Annotated in this window: 14 protein-coding genes; 5 read left to right on the top strand and 9 right to left on the bottom strand. The window is 66.5% G+C overall.

What is annotated here, in order from left to right; all coding sequences use genetic code 11:
- Window positions 1-64 precede the first annotated feature (64 nt).
- Window positions 65-493, bottom strand: a complete 429-nt coding sequence (locus tag VEA80_RS09825; protein WP_325060554.1) for a hypothetical protein — start codon at window positions 491-493, stop codon at window positions 65-67.
- Window positions 490-1,809: a flagellar protein export ATPase FliI gene (gene fliI, locus VEA80_RS09830; RefSeq protein ID WP_325060555.1), complete on the bottom strand. Its 1,320-nt coding sequence runs from the start codon at window positions 1,807-1,809 to the stop codon at window positions 490-492. The genes VEA80_RS09825 and fliI overlap by 4 nt, the downstream gene beginning before the upstream one ends.
- Window positions 1,810-2,131: 322 nt before the next feature.
- Here fliI and ctrA point away from each other — a divergent pair, with 322 nt between their 5' ends.
- Both ctrA and VEA80_RS09840 read left to right on the top strand, forming a co-directional pair.
- Window positions 2,132-2,851: a response regulator transcription factor CtrA gene (ctrA, locus tag VEA80_RS09835; protein ID WP_325060556.1), complete on the top strand. Its 720-nt coding sequence runs from the start codon at window positions 2,132-2,134 to the stop codon at window positions 2,849-2,851.
- Window positions 2,852-2,954: 103 nt separating this feature from the next.
- Window positions 2,955-4,499: a DUF885 domain-containing protein gene (locus VEA80_RS09840; protein WP_325060557.1), complete on the top strand. Its 1,545-nt coding sequence runs from the start codon at window positions 2,955-2,957 to the stop codon at window positions 4,497-4,499.
- 56 nt (window positions 4,500-4,555) lie between these two features.
- Here VEA80_RS09840 and VEA80_RS09845 read toward each other — a convergent pair whose 3' ends face one another.
- Both VEA80_RS09845 and VEA80_RS09850 read right to left on the bottom strand, forming a co-directional pair.
- Window positions 4,556-7,321, bottom strand: a complete 2,766-nt coding sequence (locus VEA80_RS09845) for a TonB-dependent receptor (protein ID WP_325060558.1) — start codon at window positions 7,319-7,321, stop codon at window positions 4,556-4,558.
- Between the two features lie 208 nt (window positions 7,322-7,529).
- Window positions 7,530-9,179 (bottom strand): amidohydrolase, encoded by a 1,650-nt coding sequence (locus VEA80_RS09850; RefSeq protein ID WP_325060559.1) that lies wholly within the window; start codon window positions 9,177-9,179, stop codon window positions 7,530-7,532.
- A gap of 112 nt (window positions 9,180-9,291) precedes the next feature.
- Here VEA80_RS09850 and VEA80_RS09855 point away from each other — a divergent pair, with 112 nt between their 5' ends.
- Window positions 9,292-10,194 (top strand): dihydrodipicolinate synthase family protein, encoded by a 903-nt coding sequence (locus tag VEA80_RS09855; RefSeq protein WP_325060560.1) that lies wholly within the window; start codon window positions 9,292-9,294, stop codon window positions 10,192-10,194.
- Between the two features lie 116 nt (window positions 10,195-10,310).
- Here the strand turns inward: VEA80_RS09855 and VEA80_RS09860 are convergent, their stop codons facing one another.
- A complete protein-coding gene (locus tag VEA80_RS09860) occupies window positions 10,311-10,994 on the bottom strand; it encodes a hypothetical protein (RefSeq protein ID WP_325060561.1) in 684 nt (227 codons plus the stop codon).
- A 517-nt stretch (window positions 10,995-11,511) separates the two neighbouring features.
- On the opposite strand from VEA80_RS09860, the gene VEA80_RS09865 reads away from it, so the two are divergent.
- Both VEA80_RS09865 and VEA80_RS09870 read left to right on the top strand, forming a co-directional pair.
- A complete protein-coding gene (locus VEA80_RS09865) occupies window positions 11,512-12,168 on the top strand; it encodes a Crp/Fnr family transcriptional regulator (protein WP_325060562.1) in 657 nt (218 codons plus the stop codon).
- Between the two features lie 70 nt (window positions 12,169-12,238).
- The gene (locus VEA80_RS09870) at window positions 12,239-12,610 is read left to right on the top strand and encodes a hypothetical protein (protein WP_325060563.1); all 372 of its coding nucleotides are present in this window, start codon (window positions 12,239-12,241) and stop codon (window positions 12,608-12,610) included.
- Here VEA80_RS09870 and VEA80_RS09875 read toward each other — a convergent pair.
- Genes VEA80_RS09875 through VEA80_RS09890 form a run of 4 tightly spaced genes read right to left on the bottom strand, consistent with a single transcriptional unit; the run spans window position 12,607 to window position 16,524 of the window.
- Complete coding sequence (locus VEA80_RS09875; RefSeq protein ID WP_325060564.1) at window positions 12,607-12,969, bottom strand: hypothetical protein; 363 nt, start codon at window positions 12,967-12,969, stop codon at window positions 12,607-12,609. The two genes, VEA80_RS09870 and VEA80_RS09875, sit on opposite strands and share 4 nt — an antisense overlap.
- The gene (locus VEA80_RS09880; protein ID WP_325060565.1) at window positions 12,969-13,775 is read right to left on the bottom strand and encodes a PP2C family protein-serine/threonine phosphatase; all 807 of its coding nucleotides are present in this window, start codon (window positions 13,773-13,775) and stop codon (window positions 12,969-12,971) included. The genes VEA80_RS09875 and VEA80_RS09880 overlap by 1 nt, the downstream gene beginning before the upstream one ends.
- Complete coding sequence (gene tagH / locus VEA80_RS09885) at window positions 13,772-14,839, bottom strand: type VI secretion system-associated FHA domain protein TagH (RefSeq protein WP_325060566.1); 1,068 nt, start codon at window positions 14,837-14,839, stop codon at window positions 13,772-13,774. Before tagH ends, VEA80_RS09880 begins: the two co-directional genes overlap by 4 nt.
- Window positions 14,836-16,524 (bottom strand): protein kinase domain-containing protein, encoded by a 1,689-nt coding sequence (locus tag VEA80_RS09890; protein ID WP_325060567.1) that lies wholly within the window; start codon window positions 16,522-16,524, stop codon window positions 14,836-14,838. Before VEA80_RS09890 ends, tagH begins: the two co-directional genes overlap by 4 nt.
- Window positions 16,525-16,592: the final 68 nt, after the last annotated feature.

Below are 16,592 nucleotides of genomic sequence, written 5' to 3' on the forward strand. Positions count from 1 at the left end.
GGGAGTAAGGCAGTAGGGCAGTAGGGCAGTAGGGGCGGCGCTGCCAGCATACTGCCCTACTGCCCTACTGCCCTACTGCCCTACTGCCTTTTGCGGCGCGCATTGTCGCGAACTCGTCCAGCCGGTCGTTCTCACGTTTTTCGCGCTTTGCCTTCTCGCGCTGTTCTTCCAGCTCGATCAGGCGCTCGAACTTGCGCGCTTCGACGTGAGCCTCGGCGATCAGCGCGCGCAGGCGCTCGATCTCCTGATTGACCATCACCCGCTCGCTCTCCAATGCCTTGCGCACCTGGATCGCCGCGACGGCGTAGCCGCCATAAGCGCGGACGGATTCGTAGTCGCGCTGCGCCAGCTGTTGCTCGGACACGATCGTCTGCTCGTGGCCGGCGATGCGGTCGGCGATTTCCGCTTCTCGCGCAATCTGCTCGGCCAGCGCGCGGCGCAGCGTTTCGAGATCGCGCTGGGCGAGCTTCAGCAGCGTGCGGAAGGCCTTCATTGCAGCGCCTCGGCGAGCATGGCGAAGCCGTCCTTCAAGCTGGTGCGGTCATCGCGGGACTGGGTGAGAAATGCTTCGAGTGCGGGGCGGACGCGCACGGCTTCGTCCACTTCAAGATCCGCGCCCGGCTTGTAGGCGCCGATGCGGATCAGTTCTTCCATCTCGGCATAGAGGCTGAGCGCCTGGCGCGCTTTGGCGACCAGCACGTTCTCCTCGGCCGCATGACACATCGGCATGAGGCGCGAGATCGATTTCAGCACATTGATCGCCGGATAGCGGCCGCGTTCGGCGATGGCGCGCTCCATGACGATGTGGCCGTCGAGGATGCCGCGCACGGCGTCGGCGATCGGTTCGTTGTGGTCGTCGCCGTCCACCAGCACAGTGAAAAGCGCCGTGATCGAGCCAGGCGAGCCTTCGCGCCCGGGCCCCGCGCGTTCGAGCAGCTTCGGCAGCTCCGCGAACACGGACGGCGTGTAGCCCTTCGTCGTCGGCGGTTCGCCCACGGAGAGGCCGATTTCGCGCTGCGCCATCGCAAAACGCGTGACCGAGTCGATCAGCAGCAGGACGTCGAGGCCTTCGTCGCGGAAGTGCTCGGCGACGGCCGAGGCCATGTGCGGCGCCAGACGCCGACGCGCGGCGCTTTCGTCGGACGTGGCGACGACGACGACGGAGCGGCGGCGCCCCTCCTCGCCGAGCGTATCCTCGATGAACTCCTTCACCTCGCGACCGCGTTCGCCGACGAGGCCGATGACGATCACATCGGCCTGCGCTCCGCGCGCCAGCATCGACATCAGCACCGATTTCCCCACGCCGGAGCCGGCGAACACCCCCATACGCTGGCCGCGGCAGATCGCGGCGAAAGCGTTGATGGCCCGGACGCCGACATCGAGCCGGCCGCCCACCCTCGCCCGATCGTGTGCGGAAGGCGGAGCTGCGCGCACTAGGCGTGGGGCTAGGCCCTGCGCCAAAGGCCCTTCGCCATCCACTGGGTTGCCGAAGCAATCGATGACGCGGCCGAGCCAGGCGCGGGAGGGGCGGGCCATCGGCGCCTGGCCTTCGAGTTCGACGCGCGCGCCGGGACGGATCGCTTCGATGGAGTCGTACGGCGCGAGTAGCGCGCGGTCGCCGCGGAAACCGACAATCTCCCCGCGCGTCGGCCGATGTCCGTGCGCCGTCGCGCGCGCGCCGAGCGCCAACGCTTCGATCGGTCCGCTCACTTCGACGAGCGCACCTGACAAACCCGTCACGCGGCCTTCGAAGCGGCGCGGATCGAGCGCATCGATCTCATTAGCAAGTCTTGAGAGAAGTGAAGGCATCGCGCGTGCGTGTTCCTCCACAACTTCATCAGTCGGTATGGTGAATCAAAACCTAACGCGGTGCGTTGATTTACGCGGCTCGTTCATTAGCCGATTCAAACGCAACCGCTTGCGGTTATGATTTCTTCAGCATCTAGCGCTTGCCCGCTGAATCGAACTCTGATTCATGAGTCTTAACGAAGCTGATGGAGAGACCAGGGCGGGGCAACGAAAGACGCGAATAACGATACTGAATCGTTGCCGCGTTAATACTTCTTACAGAAATCGGAACGATTCTGTGGATTAACGTTGCCGAGCTCTTGCGTCGGTCGGGGAGCATTCAATGCGAGTCTTGTTGATCGAAGACGATAGCGCGACGGCGCAGGGCATCGAGCTGATGCTCAAGTCCGAAGGGTTCAATATCTACTCGACTGATCTCGGCGAGGAAGGCATCGACCTCGGCAAGCTCTATGACTACGACATCATTGTCCTCGACCTGACGCTGCCGGACATGCACGGCTACGACGTGCTGAAGCAGCTCCGGGTCGCGCGGGTCAACACGCCGATCCTGATCCTTTCCGGCACGGCCGATATCGACACGAAAGTTCGCGGCCTCGGCTACGGCGCCGACGACTACATGACGAAGCCCTTCAACAAGGACGAGCTGATCGCGCGGATCAACGCGATCGTTCGCCGCTCGAAGGGCCACGCTCATTCCGTCATCAGAACGGGCGATGTGGTCGTGAACCTGGACGCCAAGACCGTCGAAGTTTCCGGCCAGCGCGTCCACCTGACGGGCAAGGAATACCAAATGCTGGAGCTGCTCTCGCTCCGCAAGGGGACGACGCTCACCAAGGAGATGTTCCTGAACCATCTCTATGGAGGCATGGACGAGCCGGAACTGAAGATCATCGACGTGTTCATCTGCAAGCTGCGCAAGAAGCTCGCGGCCGCAACCGGCGGCGAACACTACATCGAGACCGTCTGGGGCCGCGGCTACGTGCTGCGCGATCCGCAAGAGGCGGGCGTGACGGCGACGCCGACCTCGGGCGTCGCAGCCTAAACTTCCACCGCAATTCTCTGCTAGAGGGCGGGTCGCTGCGCGCGGCTCGCCCTTCGCGTATTCTCGCGCCGCACGTCGAAGCGAGCGGGGATGCGGATTCACCATGTTTGACCGGCGGAAGCTCTTGCTTGGCGGCGCGGGCCTCATCGCCGGCTGCGCGCATGCGGAGACCAGCGGCGCGCCGGATCCGGCTGTCGACGCACAATTCCGCGATGCCGTCGACCGCATGGGGCAGCGCTCGCGCCGCACGCGTCCGTTTCTCCTGCGCCAATTCGATCCGGCGCGGCTGACGCCAGACGCGCGCGTCGTCTACGAGTCGCTGCTGCCTGGCGCGGAAGCCGACGCCGCGATCTCGCAGTTCCCGTGGGGCAGAAGCGGCGCGCCCTACCCGGTGACACACCGCAACGGCATGTATCGCCGCGCGGCGGAGATGCGCGATGAGGATCGCCCGAGTATCTCCGCGCGCGAGGTGACCAATGACACCAACCGTCTCGACGGCCACGCCGCGCGCGGGGTAATCGCGCCCGGTTTCCTGATCGACGCGACGATCCCGGCGGTCGAGGCCGCGCATCAGCGTGTCGCCAGTGACGGCGGACGCGGCTTCGAACCGTTGGCGGATGCGCTCTCACGGCAGATCGACAAGCTGCGCGAGCTGCGAACGCGCGCGCCGGCGGAAGCGGGCTTGTGGCGGCTGCCGCGCGGCGAGGAATACTACCGGCTGGTGCTGCAGTTTCAGCTCGGCGCGCCGATCGATCCGCGCGAAGCGCATGAGAACGCGCTCGCCCGCTGCCGCGCGCTGCAGGCTGAGGCTGCCGTGCTGCTGCGCGCCCACGGGTTGACGGCGGGCGACGTCGCCACGCGGCTCCGTATCTTGGCGCACGATGAGCGGCATCTCTTCGCCGACAGCGCCGAGGGCAAGGCGCAGGCAGTCGCGTTCATGAACGAGCGCCTGGAGCGGGTGCGCGCGCTGACCGCCGGGCTGATCGAAGGGGCGGGCGAGACGCAGGCGCAGGTTCGCCTCCTGCCGCCGGCGCAGGAAGCGAACGGGACGATGGGCCGGCGGCAAGGCGGCGCCTATCTCGTCGATCTCGGCAACATCCGCGCCCGACCGCGCTGGACGCTGGCGAGTGTGGTGCATCACGAATTGATTCCGGGCCATATCCTGCAAGCGCCTCACGAGCGCGCGGTGTCGCCATCGCAAATGCAGCTGCGCCATTCGCTCGGCTACGCCGAAGGCTGGTCCACCTACGCCGAACAGATCGCGGATGAAGCCGGCTGCTTCGCCGACGATGCGCTGAGCCGCATCGGCTATCTGCAATGGATGCTATTCCGGATGGCCCGCGTCGTCGCGGACACCGGCATCCACGCGATGCGCTGGAGCCGCGAGCGCGCGGAGCAAGAGATGCGCGCCTTGCAAGGCGACAGCATCGCTTTCGTCAGCATCGAGGAGGACGTTCTGCGCTTCGTCGCTCAACCGGGGGCCTACGCGGCGCAAGGCTTGGCGGCGCTGCACATCGCCGACCTGCGCGAACGCACACGCCGACGCACGCGCAGTTTCGACATTGTGCGCTTCCACAACGCGATGCTGCGCCACGGCCCCCTCTCCCCGCCAGGGCTCGAACACGCGGCGCGCGTCGCGTTCGCATGAAAAGAAAGGGCGCCGACAAGCAGCCGACGCCCCGCGCTTAGGAGTTTTGGGAGAACTTAGTAAGTGTAGCGGAAGCCGAGAAAGTACGAGCGCCCGTAGTGGTGATAGAAGGAGAGGCGATCGTCCGGCGTCAGATACTGATCGTTGACTTCGTCTGTCAGGTTCACGCCTTCGAACGTGAGGGCAAAATTGTCGTTGAGGTTGTACCGCGCCGCCGCATCGACGTTCAGCGTTTCCGCCGTCGCTTCGGTGGCGTTGCCATTGCGGCCCGGGAGCGTGGTCGGATAATCGCTGCGATACGCGGCCGAGACACGGGCACTGAAGCGCTCGTCTTCGTAATAAACGGTCGCGTTGTAGGATTCCTCCGACAGGCCGACGAGCGGCCCGGTGAGGACGACGGCGCCGGAACTGTTCACGTAGTCCACATCGGACTCGACCTGCGTGTAGTTGGCGTTGAGGCCGAAGTTCGACCAGACGCCCGGCAGGAAATAGAACGGCAGCTGCAAGCCGATCTCGTAGCCCTGCAACGGACCGCCGGGTGTGTTGCGCGGCAGGTTGAAGGCCCAGTCGACGGAGGCGTCGCAGCCCGGCGTCGCGCCGCAGGCGGCGATCGCGACACTGTCAGGCAGGCCGAGCGGGTTGCCCGTGAAAGGCCGATCCTCGCGCACTGTCTGCACGAAGCTGTCGATGTCGCGGAAGAAGTACGCGAACGAGAGCAGCGCGCCCTCCTCGAAGTACCACTCGACCGAGAGGTCGACGGCATTCGCCGTCGTAGGATCGAGTTCGGGATTGCCGGCGGTGACAGTGCGGTTGTTGCCGCTCACGGTGACGGCGGCGCCCGGATTGAGGAAGCCCAGACCTGGCCGCGACATCACCCGCGACGCGCCGAAGCGGAACAGCAGATCGTCGATCGGCTCGACCACCAGGTTCATCGACGGATAAATGTCATCGTACTCGCGGCTAGTCGTGGTCTGCACCGGAAGGCCGGCGCTGAACGTATAGCCGGTGGATGTCTGCTCCGTTTCGACATAGCGAACGCCGATATTGCCGCGGAAGCGGCCCTCGGTGCTGCTCCAGTCGAGCTGTACGAACCCGCCGCGATTCTCTTCCTCGACATTGAAGTTGTTGCCGAGCGCAGGCTCGATCCCCATCGGGAAGACGGACGTATCGTAGAGATCCCACAACGCCGCGGCGGCGCTGATGTCCGGAACGAGCCACTGGTTCGGCACGCCGGAGGGAATGCTGAGGCCGCTGCCGCTCAGCTGCATCAGCATGCTGTAGTTCGAGATCGGCGTCGCTGCGGCAAAGCCGGGGATCACGCCTTCTTGGTTCGATGTGGTGCCGTTCGACCGACGCTGTTCGGTGCTCTCGAATTCATAGCCGCGCCAAACCAGGCCGCTCTTCAGCGTGAACACGTCGTTGAGCTCGAACTCGATATCACCTTGCAGCGTCTCGTAGGAGTTGTAGGCCGTTTGCGGGCGGAGGCGGATCTGCGACAGCGTCCAAGTCGCCGGGTCGGTGACATCGGTCGCGCCGTAAGTGATCAACGGCAGGCGATTGTTTCCACGGAAGTCATAGACATAGCCGTCAATGTCGTTGGCGTCGAACAGCAGCGTGGTCTGAATCGGGTTGGTGTGATCGGACTCGGCGAAGCCGGCCATCCCGCTCACCGTCACGCGGTCGCCGATCTCGTGCTCGCCCTCGAGTGTGATCTGCGTGAATTCCGTCTGCAGTTCGTCGAAACGCAGCTCTGAGCGGATGTCGACGTTGTCGAAGACGCCATAGACGAGCGTGTTGCCTTCGATTTCCGCGTCTTGGACAATCACGCCGCCGATGCCGCTGCCGCCGCTCGCGCTGAACACCGGCGCCTGCAGGAAGGACTCGGTACGCGTGCCTTCGAAATTGGCGTAAAGCGTGCTCAGCGTGAACGTGGTGCTGTTCGACGGCGTCCATTGCAACGCGCCGGTGACGCCGAGACGTTCCTGTTCGTGCTGGTAAACGTCATAGCGCGGGATGCGCGGATGGAAGGCGGCGTTGAGCTGGGCCAAGCTGAGAGGCGTGTTCTCCGTGGTGAAGCCGCCGCTCTGCCAGCGAACCGTGCTTGCGCCCTCCTCGAGCGATTCGCGGTCGCTGTACGCCACCGACAGGAGCGCGCCCAGTCCGTTGTCCCAGCGATTGCTGAGCAGGATGGCGACGCGTGGATCGGTGCTTTCGGAAAGGTCGTTGAAATGGCCTTGGCCGGATGCGGCGAAAGTGAAGCCGTCATAGTCGAACGGCAGCGCCGTGCGCAGATCGACGGTCGCGCCGAGCGCGCCTTCTTCGACTTCGGCGGAAGCGGATTTGCGAACCGTGATCGAGTTGAACAGCTCGGACGCGAACACGTTGAAGTCGAACGAGCGCGCCCGGTTCGTGCCGCCCACCGCATCGGTGCCGCCGCCGGTGGCGAGCGCTTCCATGCCGTTGATACGGACGCGGGTGAATTGCGGCCCAAGGCCGCGAACGGAAATTTGGCGGCCCTCGCCGGCGTCGCGGGTGATGGCGACGCCAGGGATGCGCTGGATCGATTCCGAGAGGTTGAGGTCGGGGAAGTCGGCGATGTCCTCGGCCACAATCGCGTCGACCGCTGCGGCTTCGTCACGCTTGATGTCGATGGCCGCTTCCAAGCTCGCGCGGAAGCCGGTGACGACGATTTCTTCTTCCTCCGCCGGATCGGCGTCCTGGGCGAATGCAGGCCCCGCGCCGAAGCCTACGGCCATGGCCAAGGCGACCAGTGACGCGCCACACAGGCTCCACTGGACTTTGCTATTTGACTTCTCCGCCATCACGCGTCCCTCCCCGGCGAGCTGGACGGACGGCGGGCCTCCCCGACCCCGTCGAGCCTCTGTTTCGTCCCTATGACACCGCTTTCGTTGTCTTTGCTACCGGTGTCTATTTCACCGATAACCCGAGGGACGACCTTTTTGCAAGGCTATTCCTATCGACGGCCTTGGCGCTGGGTCCGGGTGTGCCTTCCGCGCCATGCCGAACGCCTCAAAGCGCCTCGTGCGTCACCCGACCGTCGGAAACCGCCAGCACCGCTCGGGCCCGAGGGATATCGGCCGGCGCAGCCGTCATCAGGTCGCCCGAGAAAGCGCTGAGGTCGGCCCGCATGCCGGGCGCGATCGCGCCACGCTGAGCTTCGGCGAAACACGCGAAGGCGCCGGCAGAGGTGAGCATCCTCAGCGCTTCGCCACGGCTCACCGCCTCGTCCGCGCGCCAGTCGGGGCCAGCGAAGCCGGAGAGATCATGACGATGGCTCGCTGCGTAAAACTCGATCAGCGGGTCGCCCTTCTCCACCGGCGCGTCGCTGCCGGCGGCGATCGTCGCGCCGCTGTCGAGCAGCGCGCGCCAGGCATAGGCCCCAGCGAGACGGTCGGGCCCGAGCCGCGCCGGCGCGAAGTGAAGGTCGCTGATCGCATGCGAAGGCTGCATCGAGGCTATGACGCCCTGCGCGGCGAAGCGCGAGATGTCCTCGCTGGCGACGACTTGCGCGTGTTCGATGCGCCAGCGCGCGGCGCGGAGCGCGGCGGGATCGTCAGCGAAGGTGTCGCGATAGGCGTCGAGCACGAGGCGATTGCCGCGGTCGCCGATGGCGTGCGTGGCGACCTGGACGCGCGCCTGGCGGGCGCGCGTAAGCAGCGCACGCAGCTCATCGACAGGCGTGACGAGCAACCCTTGGGTCGGCGCGTCGCTGTAGGGCGCAAGCAGCGCCGCACCGCGCGAGCCGAGCGCGCCGTCCATATAGAGCTTCACGCCGCGCACGCGGACGAGCCCTTCGCCGTAGGGACCGCGCTGCATCACCACCTCGGAATCCTCCGGCGTCAGATAGATGTCCGCGCGCAGCGGCAGTTCGCCGGCGCGCGCCAAATCCTCGAAAATCTGCGCTTCCGCGAGGCTGGTGCTCATGTTGGCGATGCCGGTCCAGCCGCGTGAGGCGTAGATGCGCGCGCCTTCGGCGATCGCTTGGCGGATCATCGCCGGCGTCGGCGCCGGCAGCCGGCTCTGCACCAGCGCTGTCGCGTTATCAATCAGCATGCCGGTGGCCGCGCCGGCGCCGTCGCGTTCGATCGCGCCGCCAGCTGGATTGGCGGTGTTCGCGTCGATACCCGCGAGCGCCAAGCCGGCCGAATTCACGACCGCCGCGTGACCATCGATGCGCTCGAGGAAGACAGGGCGGTCGCCGACGACGGCGTCGAGGTCGGTGCGGTTCGGGAAGCGGCGCTCGGGCCAATGCGTCTCGATCCAGCCGCGGCCGTAAATGGCGCCCTCCGGATGCGTACGCGCATAATCGCGCAGCCGCTGCTGCAGCTCGGCGATGGAGACGACGCCGACGAGATCCAGCACCATCGCGGCCATGCCGACACCGGTCAGATGCACGTGCGAATCCGTGAAGCCGGGAAAGGCGGCCGCGCCGGCGAGATCGATCTCGCGTGCGCGCCGGCCATTGCGTGCGTCCGCGAGCGAGCCGACGCTCATGAAGCGCCCGCCGCTGATGCGTACGGCTTCGGCGCGCGGGGCGGCCTCGACGCCGGTATAGATCGGGCCGCCATGGATGATGACGTCCTCGGCGCGCGCGCCGCTCGGGGCGCAGCCCGCGGCCAGCGCCGCAAGCGCAAGCGTCCGCCGGTTCATTGTCGCCATGGCTTCCCTCCTCGCCGCAAACCGAATAGCTCAAAGCTATGTCTGCCTATCACATCGGCATAAGCGCGCTACGGCGAAGCGAGGATTATCGCCCCGAACAAGGAGTTACCGCGTGACTGAGATTGCATCGGGCGCCTGGGCGGCGGCGCTGACACCGCTCAATGAAGATCTCAGCATCGATCACGCCGCTTACGACGCACACGTGCGCTGGCTGTTCGCCACCGGCTGCGCTGGCGTTGCAGCCTTAGGCACGACGGGAGAGGCCAACTCGTTCTCGGTGCGCGAGCGGCTCGAGCTGATCGAGCACCTGAGTCAGGGCGGACACGACAGCGATCGCATTCTGATCGGCGTCGGCTGCTGCGCGGCGCAGGACACGATCGAGCTCACGCGAGCCGCGCTGAACGCTGGTTTCCACAACGTGATGATGCTGCCGCCGTTCTACTACAAGAACGTCAGCGACGAAGGCGTCTTCGGCGCCTATGCGCGTGTGATCGAAGCGGTGAACGACCCGCGGCTCAACGTGATCATCTACGACATCCCGCCGATGACCGGGTTCAAGATCGGCGTGGATCTGCTCCGGCGGCTGCGCGAGACGTTCCCTGACACGGTGATCGGCGTGAAGAACTCGTCCGGCGATTGGAGCGCGATGGAGGCGACGCTCGCCGAGCTCCCCGGCTTCAAAGTGTTCGCCGGCACCGAGCAATTCTTGCTGCAAACGCTGCGCGCCGGCGGGCCAGGCTGCATCTCTGCGACCGCGAACGTGACCTCGCGCAGCTTGGCCGAGATCTACGCCAATTGGCGCAGCGATAAGGCGGACGCGCCGCAACAGGCGGCGACGCGCAATCGGCTGGCGCTGCAGAAGCACCCGCCGATCCCGGCGCTGAAGGAAATCATGGCGGCGGTGCGCCAGCGCCCCGAATGGAGACGGCTGCGCCCGCCGATGACAAATCTCTCGAACGCCGAAGCCGAAGCTTTGCTGGCGACGGTGCGCGAGCTTGGGCTGGATCTGGCCTAACTCTTCTGGCCGCGGCCCGAAGATCGCCCTGCCGGCGATTCGCTTGCCGGTTAGCGCCACAGCTGCGTGCATGCGCCGGGAAGCGTGCGGGGAGGCCCCTTCCCGGCGCACGAGCGTCAGCGGCGATCGTCCCAGCCGCGGCGCAAGGTTTCGAACCGGCCTTGCCGCTCGCCATGCCAGCCGCGGCGATAGCCTTCGTCGTCATCGCGATAGCGGCCGCGCATAGTGCGGTCGCGCGCGCGATCGTCGTCGCTCTCCCAACCGCTCGAGCGCGTCTGCCAGCCGCCGCGCCGATGCTCCGGCTCGCCTTCGCGCCCGCTGAACCAGCCGCGGCCATAGCCGCGGTCCCTGTATTCCTCGCGAGAAGCACGATCGCCGCCCCAGCCCTGCTCGCGTCCGCTCATGCCAGCGCGCCCAGTGCGAGACTGCCAGCGCCCGCCGTCATGACCTTCCTCATGGTGGCCGCCGCGCGTGCGCGCGCCGTAGAGGCGATCGTCGTCGCCGAAAAACCGGCCACGGTCGTCCGACGCGCGCCCGGATGCGCCGCCATAGCCGCGGCCGTAATAACCGCGCTCGTCATCCTCGGCGGTCATGAAATGACTACGCTCTTCGTAGTCGTGGCGCCGCCCGCCGCCTGAATAGCGGCGATCGTCTTCGCTCATGTAGCCGCCCTGGTCCCGGCCGTAATAGCCGCGGTCGTCTTCGTCACGCATGAAGCGGCTGCGTTGCTGGCCGCGGCCCCAGGCGCCGCGGCGATCGTCGAAACGTCCACGCTCGTTGCGGTCTTGATATTGAGGCATTGTTTGCTCCTGTCTTGTTGTCGGGTTCTCCCGTCTTCAGCTTTGGTGCGGTGTGTCAGTCACGACTGCGCTCGCGCTTGCTTGCGAGTCCTCGCCGTGGATGTTTGCGTGCGAGCCGTCATCAGCGCCAATCCGGCCGAGCGGACAGCGTCTGCCGCGATGCCGGCGCTGCAGATTTGCTCGGCCATGGCGCGTCGTTATCGATGAAACGCGGACCGCTGGCCGCGTCCTGCCGACAAACCCCAGCGCCGCGCCGGTGTTCCTGCGCCGCGAAAACATTCTCGGAAGTCAGCCGGCGGGCGCGACAGGCGCAATAAGGCGTGCGGTAAATCCTGGAACTTGTCTCGCGTTGACGCGCGTGTGGTGGTAACCCTATCTGACGCGAGCGCTGCTTGGAGCCACAGCGCGTGCGTGACCGTCAGGCTCGATCCGGAGCGCAATGGGCAGTTCATCCGCAAACGCGGGCGCGCGAGCGCAGTATGAGGCTGTCGTCCGACGCTACAGCGCTTTTGCCTCGTTGTCGGCTGCCGACATCGAGCTCCTTCACGCGCTGCCGCTGGCCGAGACTTGGCCGGCGGGCGCGGAGCTGCATGCGGAAGCCGCCCCGCCTCAGCCGCGGGTGCTGTTGTCCGGCTGGGCGGCTCGGTTCCGGATGCTGCGCGATGGGCGCCGGCAGATCATCTCTTTCATCCTTCCCGGCGACGGCATCGGCGTGTGCGAGCGTCCAAGTCCGCTCACGCTGACCGCGACCACGACACTCACCGCCGTCCGCACCGCCGACGCAAGCGCCGTCGTCGCGGCGCTGCATGCCGGCACGCACCCTGCGCTGCGGGATGCTGTGCGCAGCGCCATTGCGCTCGACGAGCGCTGCCTGATCGATCATGTTGTCCGCAACGGGCGGCAGACGGCGCAGGAACGCATCTGCCATCTCCTCATGGAGCTGCGTTGGCGCCTCCTGCTCTCGGGGGCGATCGAAGGCTACGCAATGCCGTGGCCGTTGACTCAAGAGATGATCGCCGACGCTCTCGGGCTCAGCATTGTCCACGTGAACCGCATGCTGCAGCACATGCGGCGCGACGGGCAGATCGAGGCGCGCCACGGCGTCCTCACTCTGCTGCAGCCCGGTCTGATTGCCGAATTGGCGGAATTTCGAGCGCCGCCGCTTACATCCTGACCAAACATTCACGCGCATTCGGTGCGCCTTCCGCTACCACACCGTCAGCGGACGGCGGACATCTTCCAGAATGCGCACTGCTCAGACCACGCGGAATGCGGACGCAGCGCTCGCTGCCTGCGCGGAAGTGTGCCGCAACGCCGCCGCCGCAAGCGAAGCGTGCGAAGCCGCTTGCCTTCGGAGCGGACGGCTCGACAGCTTGCGCAGGTGCCTCGAGCTGAGCGGCGATTGCGCCGATCTGTGCCGATCCGCAGCGCGGATCGCCGCTCGGCCGCGCGCTGGCGTGCGTCATCTCAAGGCGGTGCTGCGGGTGTGCGCGGCGCTGTGTGAGGAGTACGCCGTCCTGTGCGGACGTCACGACGACGTACCGGCCTGCATCGTGTCGAAGCTGGCCTGCGCGCAATGCGTCGCCGCTTGCAAGCGGGCGCTTTCACTGCTTTAGCGCTCGCCGCGCGTCGCCATCTCAATAGTCGGCATCGTCTGCTCGATCGTGTTCGCAATTGCGTCGAGGTCTTGCGGCGGCATCGCCTCCAATTGCTCGACCAAAAGCCTGAGCAGGCGCGTCACCCCTTTCTCTCCATACGCTTCCGCGAGTTCGGCCGTCGCAACGGCGCGCGCGCAAAAGCGCGCCAGCCCGTCCGGCGTCTCCCGATTCAACTCATGCAGACGCAGCTGACGCAGCGCGGTTGCGAGCGACGGCGGCGCGCCTCCGGCGCTTTCGGAGCGCCGGTCGAGCAGCCGCAGATTGCGACGCTGCCGGCGATCCAATCCGACGTAGGATCTGACATCAACCCAGCGCACTAGTAGTCTCCCGTTAGGTCTTGGGCCGTAGGGCCTTCGGCCGTCACGACGACGGCGGTGACGTTATCGGGCGCGCCGCGCGACAGCGCCCGCGAGATCAGCGCATCGACTGCCGATTGCAGCGGCGAGCGCATCATCAGCTCGCCGATCTCGGCGTCGCCCATGATCGCGGTCAACCCGTCGGAGCAAAGCAGAAAGCGGTCGCCCGGTTGGATGCGCCCGTGAATGCTGTCGAGCTCGAGCTGAGCGTGCGCGCCGACGGCGCGCGTGATCACATTGGCTTGCCGATGGCCGCGCGCATTGTCCTGTTTCAACGCGCCCGAATCGACCAGCGCTTGCACCACGGTGTGGTCGCGCGTCAGTCGGCGCACTTCCTTGTTGCGGCAGAGGTAGGCGCGGCTGTCCCCGGCCCAGACGCAAGCATAGTGCCCTTGATACATCAGCAGGGCCACGACGGTCGCGCCGATCGGCCCGGACATTCGCTCCGCCGCCTGCTCCAAAAGCGCGCTGTTCGCCTCCTGCAGCGCGCTGCAAACGCCATGGCGGAACGCGTACGCCGAGCCGACGGAATCCACTTCCGACAGCGCTTCGACGACGCGGGCGCTGGCGACCTCGCCGCAATCATGCCCGCCCATGCCGTCGGCGACGGCCCAGAGCCCGATTTCGGCGCGCTCGAGCAGCGCATCCTCGTTGAGCGTGCGCACGCAGCCTTTGTCGGTGCGCCCCATGGAAAGAAACTTGTACCCGCCGAGATGGGTGGCGACGCGCCGAGTCGGCGCGAGAACGGCTTGGGCACGCGCCGTCATGACTGCGTCCCCATTTCGTCGAGTTCGCGCAGCTGTTGCTCGTACCCGGTTTTGAACGCTCTGTTGACGATGCTCTCTGGCGTCGCCCGCGCCTCCAAGCAAAGCTCCTCGTGGCGGCGCTGGTACTGGCGCCAGCAAGCTTCACCTTTGCCGACGACCACCAGCGGCGCTTTCGCCGCGTCCTCGATCCGCTGCGGGCTCAAGTGCTCGAACGTCGCGTTGACCGCTGACCGCGACCCGGCGATCAGGCAGAGCAGGTGCTTCTTCAGGTCCTCGAACGAAGCCTTCAGCGCGGCCGGGCCCGAAAGGAAGCTCTCGTTGCGGCCGCAGAGCAGGTCGACCGCGACCCGCTGGGTCGGCGCCCACTTGAACGGATTGTTGCCGGCGGCGCTGACGGTCGTGCGGTCAAGGCGATACTCCGCCTTGATGGACGTCCGCTCCGCCATCAGATCGCCGACACCCAGCACGACTTGACGATAGATCGCCCCAGCGCGGCGCATCACTTCGACCGGGTCCTGGCCCGCGAACGACGACGCGTCCAGCCGAGCGCCGGCGCAGAAAGCGTCAAGCAGCGTTGCGTCCGTCATCGGCGCCGCCGGAGATGCGTCGACCGGCGTTGCCTCGCTTTCCCATTCGCTCGGCACCGCGAAGTCCCGCGACTTCAACTCGGGATCGAGCAGCAGCGGCGCGCTGAACGGCGCATTGAACACCGAGCGAACCTCGTCGACATCGTTCGCCGGCCTAGGCCGGCCCGAGGCGTCCACCACGATGGTGAACTGGCCGAGATGGATCGCCTCGCTCGGGTCGATTTCCACCTCCACGTCGCGGTCGATCCGCTTCCGGTCGACGCCGACATAGACCCCATTCGAGCTCAGGTCGCGCAGCACGATGCGGCCGTCCCGCGCCGCCAGCACGCAATGCCGGCGCGACAGCTCGGACAGGGAATCGGAGACGAACCAATCGGCGCCCGGGTCGCGGCCGACCACGACCGCCTCCGCCGCCAGCGGCCGCGCGTCGATTTCGCGGAAGGGATCGGTGTTGTGGAACAGGCGCAAGGTTATCATGCCGCGGCCCCCTTCGCCGGCGCCACGTCGTTCGAAGGCGCGATCATGGTCGCGTCGAGATTGAGCGTCGGCTGCGCCGAGACGGGCGCCGCACGCGCGGCGACGACGTCCATCAAGGCATTGAAGCCATCGAACAGATCGCCGAACTCGTCGGTCCGGCGGTGCGACATGCGAAAGTCGAGATTTCCCTCGGCAGCGTCCTTGAACGCGCCGCGCAGCGCGCGCACCGGCTGCATCACGTAGCGCGCCGCAAGCACGCTGAGCGCGGCCACCAGCGCAAGGATCATCAGACCGAGACCAATGAGTGAAAGGCGCGTCAGCAACCCCGCCGCTTGGAGCTCGGACTTGCGTACGCTGATGTCGACCAGGCCGACACGTTGGCCTGCGTACTCGATTGGGCGCGCGAAGCGGAAGCTGCGCGTACCGTCGGAGGCGCGCACGGAGGTGACCGCGATGCCGCTTTCGTTGCGCGCCACCCGCCGCCCTTGCGGCTCCATATAGCGCGCGCCGACCAGATCCGGATCGCTCGCGGCGCGGATCACGCCGTGGTCGTCAGCGACGATCATCTGTGTGACGTTGGGATCGGCGGAAGCAGTCGAGATGAACGCCTGAACCGGCAGCCAGTCCTGCTGCTCCGCCGGCAGCATCGCGTTCTCCGCGGCCGGCAGAGCCGCGTTGGCGGCGACGAACGAGACGATCGAGGAGCCGGACGTGACCGCCACACGCTCCATCGCGCGAAACTGCGCATCAAGCACCGCGCCAATGCCGACGGTGAGCGCCACCGCCGTCACCGCACTGATGACCAGCGCCGCGCGAACCGGGAAAGACAGCCGGCGCTTGTCGGCGCCGTGCGCCGCCTCGAGCGAAACACGTTCGCGCTGCAGCGCCGCGTGCAAGGCCGCCCCGCTGGCGAAGCGCTGTTCCGGGCGCTTCGACAGCAGCTTGTTGACGATGAACTTGAGCCCGCGCGGGCAATCGGCCTCGATTGGCGGTGGATCAAGTTGCGTGATCTGCAACGCCAAGGTCGCCGCACTTTGGCCGGTGAACGCCGGCTTGCCCGTGATGAGTTCGTAAAGCAGAGCGCCGACCGAGAAGAGGTCGGAACGCCCGTCGAGTGGTCGTCCCAGCGCCTGCTCCGGGCTCATATAGCGCGGCGTGCCGAGCACCTGGCCGACTTGCGTCATCGACATGTGCTCGCCCGCGCTTTCGGAATCCGACAAGCGGGCGATGCCGAAGTCGAGAATCTTTACCGAGCGGCCGTCCTTGCCGAGCATGATGTTCGACGGCTTGATGTCACGGTGAACGACGCCCTGCCCATGTGCGTAGCGCAGCGCATCCGCCAGTTGGCAGCCGATCGCGAGCACGTCCGCCGGGGCGAATTGGCCTTGGCGCTGCGCGACTTTGTCGAGCGGCTCGCCGTCCAGCAATTCCATGGCGATGTACGGGAAGCCTTCGATCTCGCCGACATCATAGATGGTGACGATGTTCGGGTGCGACAGTGCGCCGGCGGCGCGCGCCTCACGCAGGAAGCGCGTGGTGAACTCCGGGTTACGGCAGTATTCGCGCTTCAGCACCTTGATCGCCAGCACGCGATTGATGCTGGGGTCGTAAGCGCGATAGACGTTCGCCATCGCGCCCTGCCCTATGCGGGCCTGAATCTGATAGCGGCCGACAACCTTCACCACGACACACCCTCACTCGCCCTGCCGTTACAGTGGCGCTCACTCTTTATACACACGGCCGGTTAAGGCCG

The organism is Vitreimonas sp. (genome assembly GCF_035627415.1).
In the GTDB taxonomy this organism is placed as follows: Bacteria; Pseudomonadota; Alphaproteobacteria; order Caulobacterales; family Aquidulcibacteraceae; genus Vitreimonas.